Raw genomic sequence first — 17,590 nt, 5'->3', positions numbered from 1 at the left:
TTATTTTAATATAAAGATGAAGCTGGCACAAAGGGACGAGTTTGATCCCATAGAAAAAAGACCTTGTGACAGGTCTTTTCACAGGTGCTTAGCGTTCACACGCAATGCCGTCTTTATCGCGGTCAAGCCGCATATTTTTTTGATAAAGTGCTTTTGATACATAAGGCTTGTACTTTGTTTTTCCGCCTTTGTTTTTCGTGTTTTTGCTTTTTGCTACGCCGCCTTTATATACTTTGTTCAGCGCTTTGCAGTTTTTGTAAGACTTGACCGTTTTTGCATCTGCTGTGTGGGTGTCGACTTGTGTAAAGCTTAGTAAAAGACCTAAAGACAAGACAGCTACCATGATTTTTTTCAACATGTAAAATCCCCCTATTTTTTCTAATTTTACATTTTTATCATATGTCACCACTTTTTTGTTTTTCAAGACTATTGAGCTAATTATTTTGATTTTTTTGGTATGAAATACACCTTATATCCTATATGGTACAATGAGTGGGAAACCTTTCCGTTTTTGACACGTATATGAAGAGAGGAGTTTTTCACATGAAAATGAAATATACCATTCTATATGTAAACGATGTTGAGGCAAGTATTCATTTCTATCAACATGTTCTTGGTTTCCCTATAAAATTGAGGGTTGAATCTTATGTTGAGTTTGACACTGGAGATGTGACGTTATCGATTAATTCACGCCAGGATGTCAAAGAGGCCCTCGGATTGCCTGTCCCAGAAGCAAATCAAGCGTCTCAAACGTTTGAGATTGGCTTTGTTGTGGATGATGTGGATCAAACAATTGCTTCAATGAAAGATAAAGGGGTTCCGATCATCAAGGAACCCGCAAAAAAACCATGGGGTCAAACAGTCGCTTATGTGTCTGATCCTGATGGTCATTTCATTGAAATATGTGATGCGATCTCCTAATTGTTTTTGAAGGGAGTGAACCAAAATGAGAAAAAAACATGTTTTTTTCGTCGGTGTTTGCTCAATGATTGTGATTTGCAGCGCTTTTAATAAGAACAATAAGTGATGTATTCAAGAGTAACGACAGATACCTTCCTAGTACTAACTACCAATGTGGAATGAAAAGACATTTTGTTATTGTCTATGCTTCTCACTTTCTCTGCACTTTACACAAAAATGTGTAAATCATACTTAAAGCCTTTCAAAATATATAAGTAAAAATAAACCTTAAAATAACCTTAAAATTGAAAATATGGGTTTAAAGAACAATTTATTTATTGTATATTTTACTTATAAATTTGAAGGGAGATTTTAGTATGATAAATAAACAAACGTTTAAAACTGTTTTATGTTCTACACTTTTAATTACTGGTATTGGATTTTCTCAGCAAGCTTTTGCTGCAGAATCAAATTCTTTAGAAAAAGAGGCAATAAAACAACACAAAATATCAGGAATGAGCGATAAAGAAATTACTGAATTAATTAAAACCGCTAAAGAAGATCGTAAATTCGCTGAAACTAAAGGGGACGAATTATACAAAAAAGATCAAAAAGAGTTCAAACAGCTTGAAACTTCAGGACAAATTGACAAACTTTACCCTAAATATAAAGTAGAGAAAAATAAAATATCTGCTTTATCTACAAAAAAATCTATGGGCACAAAGGGAGATGTATTAGTTAGTTATGAAATTAACTCTGGAAGCGCCTCAATAGGAGTTGGACATGCAGCAATTGTTGCCCAAAACAGCTCAAATACTGTAGAATCTTGGGCTAAAAGTTATAGCCCAAAGAAGCAAGATGGCGTGAGAAAATACCCGAATACATGGAATACGAAGAAAAAAGTTTATGGTTTATGGGTTAAAGGTTCTTCTAACGCTAAATATATTGGAGCAGCTAAATATGCAGAAAAACAAGCCTCAAATAAAAAACCTTATAACTGGAATTTTTTAAACAAAAACACTACTAAAAGTTTCTATTGTTCACAACTTGCATGGAGAGCATGGAAGAATCAAGGCATAGATATTGATAATATCAAATGGGATACTATTGTCACTCCAATGGAACTTGTAAAGTCAAATAATACTAAGATTTTTAAACATAACAAATAAAATAATTAACTCAAAACAATCGTATTCCTTATACGGTTGTTTTAGTCTTTAAGGAGATGTCTATAAATGTTTAGTAAACGTATCTTTTTAAGTATATTTGTTATTTTAATTTTATCAGCGTGCACAGCCAATAATTCAGAAAATAACCCAAAAGAGAAAAAATTCACCAAAATGAATGATACATCATTTATTATTTCTCTGTCCAATACATTAAAATCCGGTACTGAAATAATTTACTTTGATAGTAAAGGAAATAGTATAAAAGATAGTTTATTGAATTCTGGTTATAGTATTATATCCAGCACACAAAGCAAGGATAACATTTATTTTAATAGCAGTCGAAGTAATGATTATTTTACCATAAATAAAAAATCAGGTTTACTAAAAGAAGGTAATTTAAAAAGTATGTCAAAAACAACAGAAGATGAAGGGTCTTTCTTTATTAATGCTAGCAACTCATACGTTTTTAAAGATATAAATATCGGTTATACTGATAAAGGGTATGAGAGCGAATTTATTTATTGGACAGACAACAACGATGATAAAAAACAACATATAAAGTTAAAGGGGATGCTCAACTCTGCAAGGTTAATAGATGGGAAATTTTATATACTCTCCAACTATGACGATGAATACTTATCTATAAAAGTTCTTGATCCAAATAACAATAAAATTATTTTGGATAAACGTATTCCAAATAAACAGATTTATTTTATTGAAGGTAACGAAAAAGATGCATTTAAAGAGTTAGACTCTGATACAATAGCTTTAGCCCTAACCGATACGGTTAACCAAAATGAAGAATCTAAAATTTTATTAATTAATAAGTCTAATTTAAAAATAAAAAAAGAAATTACAATTAATCAAAAATCTTTCTCTCCAACACAAATTGAATTACTCCATGATGGTAATATTGCTATCCCATCCTCTGAGGGCAAAGTATTAATCTATGATAAAAATTTTAAGTTAATAAAATCTTTTGATATGAAAGATACAAAAGAAGAACAATATCTCCAAAACATTCAATATTCTAAAGATAATATGTATGCTTTTTTCAAGTATCCTACTCAAAAAAAACAAAATGTGATAGGACATGTAGATATATATGATATAAAGAAGGGAACATTAACTAATTCCATCGATATCCACTCAAAAAAAGATTGGGAAACGGGACGACTTGAATTAATTCAGTAATAAGGGGGATAACCTAGTGGGATCTATTGTTTTATTAATTGTTTTTGTTTTGCCCATATTGTCGATTCTAATTGGAATATTAGGTACACGTATCTTTAGAAACATATGGATTTCTCCTCTTGTTTCTCTTGTCTTAAGTTTGGTGTTTTGGTTTACTTTAGCAGAAGGAAACTTTTCTTTTTTATTTTGGGTAGTTTGTTACACTGTTATTTCCATAATCTCTTCTGTTATAACATTTATCATAATTAAAAAATCCCCTTAATCAAGAGGACTGGAAATCATCCGGTCCTCTTTGATTTACAAACGATAACGCGCAATGTCCTGATTCAACCGCATGCTAAGTTCATTGAGCCTTTCTGCTGCTTTTGTCACATTAGAGATGGCTGTTACTTGTTCATCTGTGGATGCAGTGATTTCTTCGATCGCCGCTCCGTTTTCTTGAGAAACATACGGTCATTTTGCTCCATCAATGTATTCAGCTCTTTTACCATAGCGTTTGTTTCAACGATGGTTTGTGAAATCAATGTAGAGATAGCATTGATTTCATTTTCTGTTGCATGCACCGCTTCATCTAACTCGGCAAAACGATCCATTTTGCTCGACATGATGCCGGCTGTTGCAGCCATTTCTTCTTTAATGCCTTGGGTCATTTGCTGAATTTAAACAGACAGCTGGCTGCGTCGGTCTTTTATGTTTTGATGTAAACACTTGTTAAAAGGAGTTAGTCGTATGGCTGTTTTTATTTTATTCATTGTATTTGGCTTTCCCATTATCTCTGTGCTGATTGGTATTTTCGGTACGCTCCTTTTGAAGAATGTTTGGATGCCTACTTTGATTGTGCTGTTAGCGAGCATGATCTTCATGTTCACCTATATTGGCGGGAATGAATCCTTTCTCATTTGGGTTATTGTCTATACCGTCTTTACATTCTTTGCTGGGTGGATTACAAAGCGGCTCAAGTAAAAAAGAACAGTTTCCACTGTTCTTTTTTTGAATCATATATCCGCACACCATAGTTCAATTTCAATTTTTAGCTCAGGCCATCCTAAAGCTGATACATAAGCAACCGTCATTGATGGGTAAGCTGTTTTGAAGATCGTATCCCACTGAGGATATAGATGGTCCCAGTCGATTTCTTCTGTTGCCCATATATTGACCTTGATCACATGTTCTTCATTCAATCCCTCTGATTCAAGGATTTTTTTGATATTTTCAAACGTATTCGTTACTTGGTCGTTTAAGCTTGATGGGATCTGCCCATCTATATCTGTCCCTACCTGACCCGATGTAACAAATAATCCCGCACCCTTTGGCACCCTTGTAATATGACTGTAGTTACCAACAGGTTTCGGCATACTTTCTGGGTTTTTTCTCGTGATTTTTTCCATGTTATGTCCCTCACTCACGTTTATTTTTCTGCTAGTTTCTTCGTTTTGTAGACAGACTTCACCAATTTCTATCTACCTTCAAAGAAAACAGCAGTAGAGTATCCATAGCCACAAGGTAAGAACATCAATATCTTCTTTTTCATGACTGAAACACTCCTTTTGTTTGCGTGAGCAAGGTTTTGATTAACTTCATAGTACCACATAGTCAAAATGAATTATAGACGATAACGCGCAATGTCCTGATTCAACCGCATGCTAAGTTCATTGAGTCTTTCTGCTGCTTTTGCCACATTAGAGATGGCTGTCACTTGTTCGTCTGTGGATGCAGTGATTTCTTCGATCGCCGCTGCGTTTTCTTGAGAAACATGTGCTGCGCCGTGCATGGCTTTTGTGATAAGGTCGTTTTGCTCCAGCAGTGTATTCAGCTCTTTTGCCATCGCGTTTGTTTCAACGATGGTTTGTGAAATCAATGTAGAGATGGCATTGAATTCGTGTTCTGTTGCATGCACCGCTTCATCCAGCTCGGCAAAACGATCCATTGTGTTAGACATGATACCAGCTGTTGTTGTCGTTTCTTCTTTAATGCCTTGAATCATTTGCTGAATTTGAACGGCTGATTGTTTTGTCTGCTCAGCTAAATTCCGCACTTCACTCGCCACAACTGAGAAGCCTTTGCCGTGCTCTCCTGCACGTGCTGCTTCAATGCTGGCATTCAGTGCCAGTAAATTGGTCTCATTTGAAATGCTTTCAATCGTATCTGTGATTTGAGAAATATCCTGTACTTTTGTACTTAACTGCTCGATTCCCGCTCTAATGCCTTGAGACGCTTGAATCGATTGTTCATTCGATTGTTTTAATTGCTGTACGATTTGCTGGCCCTGCTGTGATGATTGACTCGATTGGTCGGAAATCCGTTTAATTTGATCACTCTGTTCTTTGACATTCTCAATAGATTGATTAAACTGGGTCATTTGTTGATTGGCTACTTCAAGATCAGATGCTTGATGAAGTGTTCCAGTCGAAATGTCTCCGATGGCTCGTCCAATTTCTTCACTGCTGGCTGAGGTTTCTTCAGATATCGCCGATAAATCTGTCGCTGATTCCACAAGCTGACTGCTCGTTTCCTGTAAACCGCTCACCAGTGTTCTAAGCTCTCCTGACATATGGTTAAAGCCTTTTGCCAGCTGGCCGATTTCATCCGTTGTTTCTTTTAAGCTCGTGCGTTCAATATTCCCCGCCGCAATTTCCTTTGAAGCAGCAGTGACTTGCTTCAGCAGTCTGACTTTTCCTCTGGCAGCTAAATAAAAGACGCCTAAACTCAGAAGGGCGACACCCGCTGTAATGAGAATAATATAGAGCTTCATCTGCTCTAATTCTTTATAAAATTCGTCCTGGAAGACAGCGATGCCTACACTCCAATTCCACGGTGTAAACTGGCTCATATAGGCAAGCTTTTCCTTTTCTTCGCCGGTTGCATCGTCCTTATCCATATAGGTCACATAGTGTGCATCCTCATCTTTTGCATTCGCACCGGCGACCATTTTTTGACGATTGGTCGTGTTATCTGGAATGACGCCGATGTCGTTGACCGGATGGACCTGGGTTGAGTAGTCAGTGCCATATGCGATCAGATAGCCTTTATTTTTATAGATAAAGTCTGATTTTTGAGATTGGTATCCCTTCCCGTTGTCATTTTTGGGTCCGCTCAAGTAAAGGCGGGCCTGTTCTTGCGCCTGCTCAAGCGTCAGTTCTTTTTTCTCCACACGGTCATTCAACTGTTCAAGTGTGGCCATTGCTCCGCTGACGATGTGCTTTAAATCTGCTTTCCCTGCATCAATTAATACATGTTTCGCTAACAAATATCCCGTTGTTCCAACAAGTCCACCCGTTAAAATCGTGATCACGATAATGGCAGACATTAATTGAAAAAAGACACTTCTTGACGCAAACGCTTTCTTTTTCATGTACAAATTCCCCCTTACTTTATATATCGTCAAGCAGGGAAAAGTATTAAAAAAGTCATAGAAAAAAATCCCTTTCGCACGTTGGAAAGGGATGTTCAAATTATCGAGTTGCTTCTTTAAGAATGGCTTGATAAAGATCGTCTGTTGGCGAGAGTCCACATACCTCTTCCAGCACACCTTCAATGCCTTTTTCTTTTCGTAATGCCTGCAGACGAACAGCTTCTTCGTCTTCAGTAAAGTCGTAAGCCAAAGCTGCCACGATGCCTTTAATTAAATAATGTGGCTGTTTGATCTTTTTCGCTGGACCGATTAAACGGTCATCTGCTCCGAGCTTTCTAAGTGGAGAGCGTGCGACACGCGTGACTTCATCAGAGATAAAGGCATTTTCAAATCGTTTAATGATTTTTTGAATATACACATCATGTTCTTCTTTTTGAAAGCCATATGTGTCGATTAAATAACTGCCTGTTTCGTGAAGTGCACCTTCGACCACTTGACGAATCTCTTGTGTATCGACAGCTTCTTTAATCGTTTGCACACCTTTCTCGTACCCGACATAAGCAGCTAGTGCATGTCCTGTGTTGACAGTAAAGAGCTTACGCTCAATAAATGGCGTCAAATCTTGTACAAAGGTCGCTCCGTCAATTTGAGGAACGTCTCCAATAAAGCCTGTCTCATCAATCACCCACTCGAAAAATGGCTCGACTGATACTTTCAATATGTCCTCATGGTGCTGAATTGGGACAATGCGATCAACCGCAGCGTTTGGAAAACCAACTGTGTGTGACAGCGCTTCTTGTTCATCAGCTGTTAAATGAGAGAAAACGGCTTTCTTTAAATGAGAGCTGCCGCCAATCATATTTTCACATGCCACAATGTTGATGATATGATCAGGCTTTTTCTGTTTTAAACCTTCAGCAATCGACGAAGCAATGATGTTCAAAATGGCTGGTCCAACAGCTGTTGTAACGAGATCAGCTGTTGCAATCGCCTCTATTAAAGCAGCTGGATCTTTTGCGGAATTGATGGCTGACACAGGACCGACTACTTCTTGCTGCTGCCCTGGTGCTGCGAGTTCAACCGTGTATTCTCCTTTTTCATTCAGCTCGTTGATGACCGCTTCATTTACATCGGTAAAAACGAGCTCAAATCCTGATGCTTTTAACAAAGATCCGATAAACCCTCTGCCAATATTTCCTGCTCCAAAATGAAGTGCCTTCATGTTAGTTCACCTCGTTAAAGATGGCGATCAGTTCATCCTGATCCTTTGCATGAAGGATACGCTCTACGTTTTCTTCTTCTGAACAGACAATCGCAATTTGAGAAAGAATATCGAGATGCTCATTGTTTTTACCAGCGATGCCAAATACAACTTTAGCAATATTCCCCTCGCCGTATTCAACGCCGTCTGGAATTTGGATAATGGAAATCCCTGAATGAAGGACAGCCGCTTTCGCATCCTCTGTTCCATGAGGAATGGCAATTCCGTTGCCCATAAATGTAGAAGAAATATTTTCTCTTTCAAACATTTTGTCCACATAATCACTTGTGACATAACCGTTTGCCACTAAGACTTCGCCTGCTTTTTTAATGGCTTCTTCTTTAGAGCCCGCTTGTTCGTTTAGAAAAATATTGTCTTTTGAAAGTACTTGTTTCATGAGAGATCACACACCTTTTTTAGAATAGAAAATCAGAAAACAACCAAAACGGGGAGTTCAATTAGGAAAAATTGGACTCAACCCGTTTCGTCATGTTATTTTTTCAATTTCTCAATCAGCTCATCGTATTTCGGACTGTTTAAGAAATTATCAACTGAAATATGCACAGCTCCTGGCAGTTTTGCCTTCGCTCTATCTGTTAAATCTTTATGAGTAAAGACTACATCGGCATCATCTGGAATGTTGCTGATGGATGTATTTGTCACATCAATATCAAGTTCTGCCTTTTTGACTTTATTCTTTAAAACGGATGCGCCCATCGCACTTGAGCCCATTCCTGCATCACAGGCAAAGATGATTTTGTTCACGTCATCTGGATTGATCTCATCTGGAGATGCTGCTTGCTCGCTTGCTTCAGCACCTTCTTTTTGTGCTGTAAGAGCAGCTGCTGCTGCACTTTTCTTGCCTTTCATGTCTTGCATTTTTTCTGTTGCTGCTGTTAAATCTTCATCCACTGCTTTAGACGCTTTCAAAATGACAGAAGCGACAAGGAATGATACGACCGCTGCCACGACAACACCTGCTAGAACGGCAAGATGGCCGCCTTTTGGTGACATGAGCATAAGAGCGATGATACTTCCTGGTGACGGTACAGCCTTTAGGCCCGCATTTAACAGTGTAAAAGTTAAAACGCCGCTTGCTCCCCCAGCAATTACCGCTAAAATGAGCTTTGGCTTCATTAAGATGTATGGGAAGTAAATCTCATGGATTCCCCCTAAGAATTGAATGACAATCGCACCCGGTGCAGACTGCTTTGCTGTCCCTCTTCCAAAGAACATGTAGGCCAGAAGAACACCGAGACCTGGTCCTGGGTTTGTTTCAAGCAAGAACAGAACGGATTGCCCTGTCTTCGCCGCTTGCTCCACCCCTAATGGACCTAAAATCCCTTGGTTAATCGCATTGTTTAAGAACAATACTTTTGCTGGTTCAATGAAGATACTTGCCAGCGGAAGTAAATGTGCATTGACAATGATATCTACACCTGCCGCAAGGGCTTTATTTAAACCTAGAACCACTGGGCCAATGGCGTAGAAAGCAATGGCGACTAAAATGGCACCAAGAATACCTGCACTAAAATTATTAATCAGCATTTCAAAACCTGATCTGATTCGGTCTTTAAACAGCTGGTCGATTTTCTTAATGAGATAACCGCCAAGCGGTCCCATGATCATCGCACCTAAAAACATTGGGATGTCCGAACCGACAATAACCCCAATCGTAGCGGTGGCACCGAGTACCCCGCCTCGATGGTCATATACGAGCTTCCCGCCTGTGTAACCGATTAAGAGCGGCAGCAAGTAGTTGATCATTGGACCAACGAGTGTATTTAATTGTTCATTTGGAAAATAACCACTTGGAATGAACAATGCGGTGATGAGTCCCCAAGCGATAAACGCTCCAATATTCGGCATGATCATACCGCTTAAATAGCTTCCAAAGCGCTGTACTTTTACGCGAAATCCGCTTTTTTCCTGCATCTATGAAAACTCCTTTCTTCTCTCCCTTTATTTAGGGCTTTATAGGTCAAAAGATATAAGAACAAGATTCAGTGAAGCCCTTATGCCTATCGTAAAACGCTTTCACTTTCTCTTCAATTGAAACTAAATGTCACTTTGTCACATCGTATGTGACAAAATTGAAAAATGATGTGAATTCTCTGTCAGATCTCAACATATAATGGGTGGAAAGCTTGATATGCCGTTGTTTTCACGCAAAATTCATGGGAATTTCACAACTTTCAAATGGTCTCTTCTTGTTTCCTCTTCTTAAATCGAATAGTCTTATAATTGATCAAACCTATTCAATTAAGAAATGTCTGCGCAGACATGACACAGAAAAAGTGAACCATCTTGCTGTTTGTTTCGTTTACCTTTTAGAGAGGGCGGTACAATAGAAGGAGCGGTTTTTTCTGTGACTCACAGTTTACTGCCGCTTTCTTTCTGATACATGAGACATTTTCATAGGTAGAAAGGCGGTTATTCACCTTGTTTAAAAAGAGTCAGTGGCTTCTGCTCCTTATGGTCATGTTCGCTTTTTTCATTCCAAAGGAAGCATTTGCTCATGCATATGTCGTGAGCTCGAACCCAGCCGCAAATGAAGAGCTGGATCAGCAGCCTCCTTCAGTCTCGATCACATTTAGTGAAGGAATTGAGAGCGGGTTTCATGCCATTAAGGTGCTAAATGCAAAAGGTGATCGTGTGGATAAAGGAGATACGGTCATTAAAGATCAAAAGATCATGGAAGCGGCTTTAAAAAAGAATTTACCTAAAGGGATTTACACCATTCAGTGGAATGCGGTATCAGCGGATGGACACTCTGTCTCTGGCATGATTCCGTTTAGTATTGGAAAAGCGGCTGGCGGTTTTGACCAATTAGAGCAAGGTCAGACGGATGAATCCATTGATGTGGCTTCAACTATTGATAAAGCCTTTCTTTATACGTCATTCAGCTTATTCCTTGGCACCATTTTGTTTGGACTGCTTTGGTTCAGGGCAGCGATTTCACCTGTATTGGCGAAACGAATGAAGCGGCTTTTGACATTGTCATTGATCATGATGGGCGGAGCACTTGTGTTCCAGCTGCCGATTCAGACAAAATCAGCGGCAGACGTGTCCTTTTTTGGGGCATTTCAGCCTTCGCTTTTACAAGAAACGATTGCGTCCACTTCTGGCGGTAGTCTGTGGATGATGCTTATGGCGTCATTTGTACTTCTCACCATCTGGACAATTGTGGCGATGAGAAAAGGGGACTTCTCTTCTTTTCGTGTTTGGCTGTTTCCACTGCTTCTCTTCACAGTGCTGCTTTGGCTGAAAGCACAAATCGGACATCCAGCCGCAACAGACAATAAAATACTCACAACATCACTTGATTTCATCCATCTCGTCTCTGCTTCGATTTGGGTCGGTGGTTTAACAGCCATTGTCCTTCTTTTGATGAAGAAACTGCCAAATGAAGATGAGCCGCTCATACGGAATACGCTAGCAGCATTTCATCCTTGGGCACTGCTCTCTGTTGGACTTATTGTGTTTTCAGGATTTGTGAATGCCATCTTTATTTTGCAATCGTTTGATGCTCTTTTCCAATCAGCATACGGACGCACCTTTTTAATCAAGCTTGGTTTATTTATCATCATGGGCCTGCTTGGACTTATGCATTACTTGATGCTGAGATGGGAAAAAAAGCAGAAACGCAGCTTTTCCTTACGAGCTGAATGGATGATCGGGATCGCCATTTTGTTATTAACGGCTGTCTTTACTAATATTCCGAGCCCTCCTTCGCCTGCACCTGAGCCTTTCTTTGGCGCCAATCAGGTCGAGCATCGTGACATTGTGTCCTTGAGCATTACCCCGAATGCCCCGGGGAAAAACTCATTCGAGGTGGCATTTACAAAGAAGAATGGCGAAACGATCACTGATATTCAATCTGTGACAGCCAAGATTCATAAGGTAGCTTTATTCGGTGATGAGACACCAAGTGAATTTCAGCTGAAACGATTAAAAAATGGTCATTTCTCTGCTGAAAATCTCTTATTAAATGAAAAAGGCACATGGAAAATTGAAATCCATGCGTTAACTGGTTCTTTTGAGAATATCGATACCACCTTTATTAGAAGAAACTAAAAGGAGTTCATCACATATGAAAAAATACGTTAAAGCTTTATTACCAATGCTTCTCGCTTCATTTTTATTGGCGATTCCTGTGAGTGCGCACGTAACAGTCAAGCCTGATACGTCTGCGACAAATGCTTGGGAGACCTATACATTAAAGGTTCCTTCTGAAAGTGACAGTCCAACGACTAAGGTTGTCGTGACAATTCCTAAAGGCGTAGAATTCCAGCAATATGAGCCTGTACCTGGCTGGAAAACGTCAACTGAAGAGAAAGATGGCAAGGTGACAAGAGTGACTTGGGAAGCAACAGGTAAAGGTGTGCTTGCTGGACAATTCCAGCAATTCGTTTTTGTAGCGAAAAACCCTGAAAAAGCTGGTGAAGCTGCATGGGATGCGTATCAATATTATAAGGATGGAACGGTCGTTGAATGGACTGGCGATAAAGATGCTGATAAACCTCATTCCATCACAAACATTGTGGCATCTAATACCGTAACGGATTCACATGGTCAAGAAAAACCAAAAGAAGAGAAGGCCTCTGAAACAGCCTCTGCTTCTTCATCACCACTTGTCCTTGGTCTGTCCATTGCTGCTCTAGTCGTGGCGCTGATTGCACTTGGACTTGCTTTTAGAAAAAAATAAAAGCTGTATGAGCGATCGTTTTCTTAGAAACGATCGCTTTTTCTTCCTTTACACATTTAAAATCAATTATTTTCCATTTTCCCAACTTGTTATTACCAATATAGGATTGAATAGGATAAATGCACATGCCATAATGAGACAGATGACCACATAGGAGGCTATGAGATGAACCATGTAATCATTTTTGCTCATCCCCAGCAAAGCTTAAATCAAACCTTATTAGATCTTGTTGTGAGCACTCTATTGAACAATGGTCATAAAGTGACTGTTCGTGATGTCTATGCCCTAGGTTTTTCGCCAGAGCTCACCATTGCAGAAAAGGCTGCGATCAAATGCGGTGATGTCCCGATCGCCATTCAAAGAGAGCAGAAGCTGATTCAGCAAGCGGATGTGCTGACGTTTATTTTTCCAATATGGTGGACAGGCTTGCCGGCTATGCTAAAAGGGTATGTAGAGCGCGTCTTTTCTGAGGGCTTTGCTTATCAGAAGAATGAGCATGGAGTGATTGAAAATTTACTTCGGCACAAAAAAGGGGTCATTATCAACACGCACGATGCCCCGAGGAATTTCCTTGATTCCAATATGAGCTACTCCTCCTCTCATCACATGACAACGGATACAGAAGTCTTTAACCTTATTGGGGTTCAGCCTGTCGAACGGCTTTTGTTCAGCAGTATGGAACAGGCATCTGCAGATTACATACATGAAATTCTGAAAGAAACGAAAGAAACGGTGGACCAGCTTTTCCCGCCCGCTGTATAACATAAAAAAGACTGCTGAGATTCCTCAGACAGTCTTTTTCACGTTTATTCGTCTAAACCAATAGATACATATTTTGTTTCTAAATATGGTTCGATTCCTTCGATTCCGCCTTCTCGCCCTATTCCGCTCTCTTTCATACCGCCGAACGGTGCTTGGACAGCTGATGGACCGCCATCATTCCAGCCAATAATTCCATAATCGAGATGTTCGGAAATGTAGAGCCCGTTCCGATAATTTTCTGTAAAGAAATAAGCTGCAAGGCCAAAAGGTGTATCGTTGGCTAATTCAATTGCCTCGTCTAACGTTTTGAATGTCGTAATCGGCGCCACTGGACCAAAGGTCTCTTCATGCATAATGTTCATTGAAGTGTCCACATGTGTAAGAACCGTTGGCTGGACAAAATAATATGATTTGTCATCGTCGAAATGCGTATCACCGCCAACAAGAACTTTCGCCCCTTTATCCACTGCATCTTGAATTTGGCCGACAATTTTATCAAAGCCGCGCTTGTTGATAATTGGACCGATAGATGTGCCCTCTTCAAAGCCATTTCCCACTTTCAGCTTTTCTACTTCTTTGCTGAACCTTTGCGCAAATGCTTCATGAATGTCTTCATGCACAATTAAGCGGTTGGCACAGACACAGGTTTGTCCTGCATTCCGGAACTTAGACGCCACTGCTTGTTTGACAGCTAGTTCAAGATTTGCGTCCTTGTCTACGATGAGCGGGGCATGACCGCCAAGCTCCATTGATACATGTTTGACTGTGCTGGCACTGTTTTTGATCAAATGCTTTCCGACGGGCGTTGAGCCTGTAAACGTGATTTTTCGAATCAATGGACTATCTGTGAAGATTTCACCCACTTCTTTGCCATCTCCGACAACCCATTGCAGTGCATCCTCTGGAATGCCAGCTTCATGACCCAATTTTACTAGTTCAATAGCTGTCAAAGGCGTATCTTCGGCAGGTTTTACAATAAACGTACAGCCTGCTGCAAGCGCTGGGGCTGCCTTTCTCGTAATCATCGCCGCAGGGAAATTCCACGGAGTAATGGCAGCAACAGGACCAACTGGCTGTTTTGTGACGAAAAGGCGTTTGCTTGTCGTATGTGATGGGATGGTTCTGCCGTAGATTCGCTTTGCTTCCTCCGCGTACCATTCAATATAACCAGCCGCATAGACGATTTCCCCTAATGCTTCTTGATACGGCTTCCCGTTTTCTTCTGTAATGATTTTCGCAAGCCTTTCTTTATGTTCAATCATCAGATCAAACCACTTGCGAATGATATTGGCACGCTCATGCGCTGACGTTTTCGCCCATGATTTAAATGCTTTGTGTGAGCGGGAAATTGCGTCTTCGATCTGTTCTTTTGTATGCTGAGCAACTGAAGCAATTTCTTCTCCTGTTGCAGGATTATACACTTTGAGTTCGTTTGTCATGCTCTACCGTCTCCTTCGTTCTTGGATTCATTACATATAGTATATACCCAATGAGTACCCAACCTAAAAGCAAAATCCATTCAGCTGGCCATGATAAGGAGGCCGGCATTCCTGGAAAGTAAAATGAAAGAAAAAGAAGACTCAGTCCAATGGCTAGAACGCCTGTCGTCCGCCAATATTTAATGCGGTATGGACGCTCAAGCTCGGCTTCTATTTTGCGAAGTCTCATAAAGGCGATGGACACAATTAAGTACCCGACGATGATTCCGACACCGCCCGCATTCACAATCCACACGAGGGCAGGACGGCCTAATAATGGAGCAAAAAAGGCCAATGCCCCAAGAAACAAAATCGCATTTGTCGGTGTCTTATACTTTGGATGAATATACGCAAACCATTTGGAAATCATGCCTCTTTCCGCCATAGCGTATAAGATACGGCTTGCACCGATAATAAAGGCATTCCAGCTCGTCACAATCCCTGCTACACCGCCAATAACCAGCACTGTTCCAAATGCTTGATGACCGAGAAGCTGAACCATGGCATCTGCTGTCGCTAATGAAGAGGCTTCAAGCTGTCCTTTTGACATTCCAGCAGCTACCCCAAAGACAATAAGCAGATAAAAAACGACCGCGCTTACGATAGAAATAATCAAGATTCTCCCAATGATTTTCTTTGGTGCATGAATTTCCGCTGCTACTTGTGGAATGACATCAAACCCAACGAATAAAAAGGGAATCATGACTAATACCGCCATGAGACCGCCAACCCCGCCTTGAAACATCGGCTCAAGGTTTGCAAAATCTCCATTAAATGTTGCGCCGCCTAAAAGGAGAAAACCTGTCAGAATAATTGCCACAGTGAACACGGACTGGAAAATGGCGGCAGGCTTAGCCCCAATGTAATTCAGTGCTGTTAAAAACAATGCACCGCCAGATCCAATCAATACCCACGTGAAATACACGTCCCATCCACCAATATTCCATAGAAAGCCAGCATGCTTTGTTGGAATCACATAATCAATGACGGTCGGCAAGGCAACAGCTTCAAACGTAATCACGGACACATAACCAAACAATACGCCCCATGCTGAGACGAACGCTGCTTTCATCCCAAATGCCCGATGGACAAAAACGAGCCCTCCTCCTGTCTCTGGAATTGCAGATGAAAGCTCGGCATACGTGAGTCCAATAAAGATCACGAGAATGCCTCCTATCACAAAGGCAATCACACTGCCTAAAAAGCCAGCTGTTAAAATCCAATCTCCCGAAAGTACAACCCAGCCCCAGCCAAGCATTGCACCAATGGATAAAAACAGCACGTCTGACTGCGACATCGTTTTTGCCATTTGTTGTTTTTGCATACAACCATCCCCCTTTGTTGTTTAGCGTGCTTTGAAGGCGTCCTCGATGATCCCTAGTCCTTCGTGAAGCAGCTCATCTGTGATGACAAGTGGTGTTAAAAAGCGAATGATATTCCCATTAATCCCTGCCGTTAAAAGAAGCAGCCCGTGCTCATTTGCATATGCTGCAATCGCTGCGGCTGTTTTCTTATCCGGTGTACGTGTTGTTTGATCTTCTACAATTTCAATGGCCGCCATTGCCCCTAATCGGCGTACTTCCCCAATGAATGGATACGCTGTTCTCCATTCATTGGCTTTGTCCTCAATGACTTGTCCAATGTGTTCAGAACGTTGATTCAATTGTTCAGTTTCAATGATATCAAGAACAGCCATTGCTGCTACACAGCCTAACGGACTTCCTGCATATGTTCCCCCGAGCTCCCCTGGATCTGCCGCATCAAGCATTTCTTTTCTGCCAACGACACCACTCAGCGGTAAGCCAGCTGCAAGAGATTTTGACACAGTAATTAAGTCCGGCACCACATCAAAGTGCTCAATTGCAAAGTATTTCCCTGTTCTCGCAAAACCGGTTTGGATTTCATCGGCAACAAAGACAATCCCGTGCTGCTGACAAAATGATGCAACGTGCTGAACGAAACGCTTCGATGGCACAATGAATCCGCCCTCCCCTTGGACTGGTTCCATGACCACACAAGCAACAGTTTCTGGTGCAACGGCTGCGACGAAGAATTGATTGAATTGATCAATGATGTACTCGTCGTACGCGGCATCACTTAATCCTTCAGGCTTTTGATAGTAATAAGGGTACGGTGCTTGGTACACCTCAGATGCGAATGGTCCGAAGCCAAATTTATATGGCTTGACCTTGCTCGTCATGCTCATTGTCATATTCGTTCTGCCGTGAAAACCTCTTGTAAACGACACAACGGCCTGTCTTTTCGTATATTTACGGGCTATTTTCACGGCATTTTCAACAGCTTCTGCACCTGAATTAAGGAAAATGGCTTTCTTATCATGGTCTCCTGGTGTGAGGCGGCAAAGCTTCTCTGCCAATTCGATATACGATTCGTACATCATCACGTTAAAACCTGGATGAATCAGGCTCTCTGCCTGAGCTTTGACCGCTTCCACCACTTTTGGATGTGAATGTCCTACGTTTAATGTGCCAATGGCGCCTGCAAAATCGATAAATCGCTTCCCATCAATATCGAACAGCTCGGCTCCTTTCCCCTTCGCTGCAAGATGACGGTTGCCATTACTCACGCCTCTTGCGACGTATTGATCTCTTTTCCCCTGCCATTCTTCAGTTGAAAAACGGTTTGTTGTCGTTTGACTCATTGTCATCCATCCCCTTTATATCCTTTTTTATTATTCTGAATATTTTTTGGTATGATAGAAAGTACCAATATCATTTTTTTCATGGTACCAGAGAGGATGGAATG

The 17,590-nt window shown here is 40.7% G+C and carries 18 protein-coding genes; 8 read left to right on the top strand and 10 right to left on the bottom strand.

What is annotated here, in order from left to right; translation table 11 throughout:
• Positions 1-88 precede the first annotated feature (88 nt).
• On the bottom strand, positions 89-358 hold the full coding sequence (locus tag MHI46_RS02305; RefSeq protein WP_080769491.1) for an excalibur calcium-binding domain-containing protein: 270 nt from the start codon (positions 356-358) through the stop codon (positions 89-91).
• A gap of 185 nt (positions 359-543) precedes the next feature.
• On the opposite strand from MHI46_RS02305, the gene MHI46_RS02300 reads away from it, so the two are divergent.
• The 4 genes from MHI46_RS02300 to MHI46_RS02285 all read left to right on the top strand — a co-directional run bounded on the left by MHI46_RS02300 (position 544) and on the right by MHI46_RS02285 (position 3,525).
• Positions 544-921: a VOC family protein gene (locus MHI46_RS02300; protein WP_041089114.1), complete on the top strand. Its 378-nt coding sequence runs from the start codon at positions 544-546 to the stop codon at positions 919-921.
• A gap of 356 nt (positions 922-1,277) precedes the next feature.
• Positions 1,278-2,069 (top strand): septation ring formation regulator EzrA, encoded by a 792-nt coding sequence (locus MHI46_RS02295; protein ID WP_044335087.1) that lies wholly within the window; start codon positions 1,278-1,280, stop codon positions 2,067-2,069.
• Positions 2,070-2,135: 66 nt separating this feature from the next.
• Entirely contained in the window at positions 2,136-3,263 is a 1,128-nt protein-coding gene (locus tag MHI46_RS02290) for a hypothetical protein (protein ID WP_106025687.1), read from the top strand.
• A 16-nt stretch (positions 3,264-3,279) separates the two neighbouring features.
• A complete protein-coding gene (locus MHI46_RS02285; RefSeq protein WP_106025688.1) occupies positions 3,280-3,525 on the top strand; it encodes a DUF2651 family protein in 246 nt (81 codons plus the stop codon).
• Positions 3,526-3,649: 124 nt separating this feature from the next.
• On the opposite strand, the gene MHI46_RS02280 is transcribed toward MHI46_RS02285, so the two are convergent.
• Entirely contained in the window at positions 3,650-3,889 is a 240-nt protein-coding gene (locus MHI46_RS02280) for a hypothetical protein (RefSeq protein ID WP_228280300.1), read from the bottom strand.
• 103 nt (positions 3,890-3,992) lie between these two features.
• Between MHI46_RS02280 and MHI46_RS02275 the strand changes: the two genes are divergently transcribed.
• Positions 3,993-4,226 (top strand): DUF2651 family protein, encoded by a 234-nt coding sequence (locus MHI46_RS02275; protein WP_039176568.1) that lies wholly within the window; start codon positions 3,993-3,995, stop codon positions 4,224-4,226.
• Between the two features lie 32 nt (positions 4,227-4,258).
• Here MHI46_RS02275 and MHI46_RS02270 read toward each other — a convergent pair whose 3' ends face one another.
• From MHI46_RS02270 to MHI46_RS02250, 5 genes are all read right to left on the bottom strand, one after another.
• A complete protein-coding gene (locus MHI46_RS02270; protein WP_039176565.1) occupies positions 4,259-4,651 on the bottom strand; it encodes a RidA family protein in 393 nt (130 codons plus the stop codon).
• Positions 4,652-4,866: 215 nt separating this feature from the next.
• Complete coding sequence (locus MHI46_RS02265; RefSeq protein ID WP_064498685.1) at positions 4,867-6,615, bottom strand: methyl-accepting chemotaxis protein; 1,749 nt, start codon at positions 6,613-6,615, stop codon at positions 4,867-4,869.
• Between the two features lie 100 nt (positions 6,616-6,715).
• Positions 6,716-7,837, bottom strand: a complete 1,122-nt coding sequence (locus MHI46_RS02260; protein WP_260775289.1) for a mannitol-1-phosphate 5-dehydrogenase — start codon at positions 7,835-7,837, stop codon at positions 6,716-6,718.
• 1 nt (position 7,838) lies between these two features.
• A complete protein-coding gene (locus tag MHI46_RS02255) occupies positions 7,839-8,273 on the bottom strand; it encodes a PTS sugar transporter subunit IIA (RefSeq protein WP_039176556.1) in 435 nt (144 codons plus the stop codon).
• A gap of 95 nt (positions 8,274-8,368) precedes the next feature.
• Positions 8,369-9,811 (bottom strand): PTS mannitol transporter subunit IICB, encoded by a 1,443-nt coding sequence (locus tag MHI46_RS02250; protein WP_039176553.1) that lies wholly within the window; start codon positions 9,809-9,811, stop codon positions 8,369-8,371.
• Positions 9,812-10,318: 507 nt separating this feature from the next.
• On the opposite strand from MHI46_RS02250, the gene MHI46_RS02245 reads away from it, so the two are divergent.
• From MHI46_RS02245 to MHI46_RS02235, 3 genes are all read left to right on the top strand, one after another.
• Positions 10,319-11,953 carry a copper resistance CopC/CopD family protein gene (locus MHI46_RS02245; RefSeq protein ID WP_260775288.1) on the top strand — a complete coding sequence of 545 codons (1,635 nt, stop codon included), beginning with the start codon at positions 10,319-10,321 and terminating at the stop codon, positions 11,951-11,953.
• A gap of 16 nt (positions 11,954-11,969) precedes the next feature.
• A complete protein-coding gene (locus tag MHI46_RS02240; RefSeq protein ID WP_041089100.1) occupies positions 11,970-12,584 on the top strand; it encodes a DUF1775 domain-containing protein in 615 nt (204 codons plus the stop codon).
• A 165-nt stretch (positions 12,585-12,749) separates the two neighbouring features.
• Entirely contained in the window at positions 12,750-13,346 is a 597-nt protein-coding gene (locus MHI46_RS02235; protein ID WP_106025692.1) for an NAD(P)H-dependent oxidoreductase, read from the top strand.
• Between the two features lie 44 nt (positions 13,347-13,390).
• Here MHI46_RS02235 and MHI46_RS02230 read toward each other — a convergent pair whose 3' ends face one another.
• Genes MHI46_RS02230 through gabT form a run of 3 tightly spaced genes read right to left on the bottom strand, consistent with a single transcriptional unit; the run spans position 13,391 to position 17,486 of the window.
• The gene (locus tag MHI46_RS02230; RefSeq protein ID WP_106025693.1) at positions 13,391-14,785 is read right to left on the bottom strand and encodes an NAD-dependent succinate-semialdehyde dehydrogenase; all 1,395 of its coding nucleotides are present in this window, start codon (positions 14,783-14,785) and stop codon (positions 13,391-13,393) included.
• Positions 14,760-16,148 (bottom strand): APC family permease, encoded by a 1,389-nt coding sequence (locus MHI46_RS02225; RefSeq protein WP_260775286.1) that lies wholly within the window; start codon positions 16,146-16,148, stop codon positions 14,760-14,762. Before MHI46_RS02225 ends, MHI46_RS02230 begins: the two co-directional genes overlap by 26 nt.
• 21 nt (positions 16,149-16,169) lie before the next feature.
• Positions 16,170-17,486 carry a 4-aminobutyrate--2-oxoglutarate transaminase gene (gene gabT / locus MHI46_RS02220; RefSeq protein ID WP_059375992.1) on the bottom strand — a complete coding sequence of 439 codons (1,317 nt, stop codon included), beginning with the start codon at positions 17,484-17,486 and terminating at the stop codon, positions 16,170-16,172.
• Between the last annotated feature and the right edge of the window lie 104 nt (positions 17,487-17,590).

The sequence above is a fragment of the Bacillus sp. FSL K6-1000 genome (assembly GCF_038630785.1).
In the GTDB taxonomy this organism is placed as follows: domain Bacteria; phylum Bacillota; class Bacilli; order Bacillales; family Bacillaceae; genus Bacillus; species Bacillus safensis.
This window is presented reverse-complemented; position numbering and strand designations above follow the sequence as displayed.

Coding starts and splice junctions, on each gene's coding strand:
- gabT (WP_059375992.1), bottom strand. CDS start 17,486: ATGAGTCAAACGACAACAAACCGTTTTTCAACTGAAGAATGGCAGGGG.
- MHI46_RS02300 (WP_041089114.1), top strand. CDS start 544: ATGAAAATGAAATATACCATTCTATATGTAAACGATGTTGAGGCAAGT.
- MHI46_RS02280 (WP_228280300.1), bottom strand. CDS start 3,889: ATGGCTGCAACAGCCGGCATCATGTCGAGCAAAATGGATCGTTTTGCC.
- MHI46_RS02230 (WP_106025693.1), bottom strand. CDS start 14,785: ATGACAAACGAACTCAAAGTGTATAATCCTGCAACAGGAGAAGAAATT.
- MHI46_RS02225 (WP_260775286.1), bottom strand. CDS start 16,148: ATGCAAAAACAACAAATGGCAAAAACGATGTCGCAGTCAGACGTGCTG.
- MHI46_RS02240 (WP_041089100.1), top strand. CDS start 11,970: ATGAAAAAATACGTTAAAGCTTTATTACCAATGCTTCTCGCTTCATTT.
- MHI46_RS02275 (WP_039176568.1), top strand. CDS start 3,993: ATGGCTGTTTTTATTTTATTCATTGTATTTGGCTTTCCCATTATCTCT.
- MHI46_RS02265 (WP_064498685.1), bottom strand. CDS start 6,615: ATGAAAAAGAAAGCGTTTGCGTCAAGAAGTGTCTTTTTTCAATTAATG.
- MHI46_RS02290 (WP_106025687.1), top strand. CDS start 2,136: ATGTTTAGTAAACGTATCTTTTTAAGTATATTTGTTATTTTAATTTTA.
- MHI46_RS02270 (WP_039176565.1), bottom strand. CDS start 4,651: ATGGAAAAAATCACGAGAAAAAACCCAGAAAGTATGCCGAAACCTGTT.
- MHI46_RS02305 (WP_080769491.1), bottom strand. CDS start 358: ATGTTGAAAAAAATCATGGTAGCTGTCTTGTCTTTAGGTCTTTTACTA.
- MHI46_RS02260 (WP_260775289.1), bottom strand. CDS start 7,837: ATGAAGGCACTTCATTTTGGAGCAGGAAATATTGGCAGAGGGTTTATC.
- MHI46_RS02295 (WP_044335087.1), top strand. CDS start 1,278: ATGATAAATAAACAAACGTTTAAAACTGTTTTATGTTCTACACTTTTA.
- MHI46_RS02235 (WP_106025692.1), top strand. CDS start 12,750: ATGAACCATGTAATCATTTTTGCTCATCCCCAGCAAAGCTTAAATCAA.
- MHI46_RS02250 (WP_039176553.1), bottom strand. CDS start 9,811: ATGCAGGAAAAAAGCGGATTTCGCGTAAAAGTACAGCGCTTTGGAAGC.
- MHI46_RS02255 (WP_039176556.1), bottom strand. CDS start 8,273: ATGAAACAAGTACTTTCAAAAGACAATATTTTTCTAAACGAACAAGCG.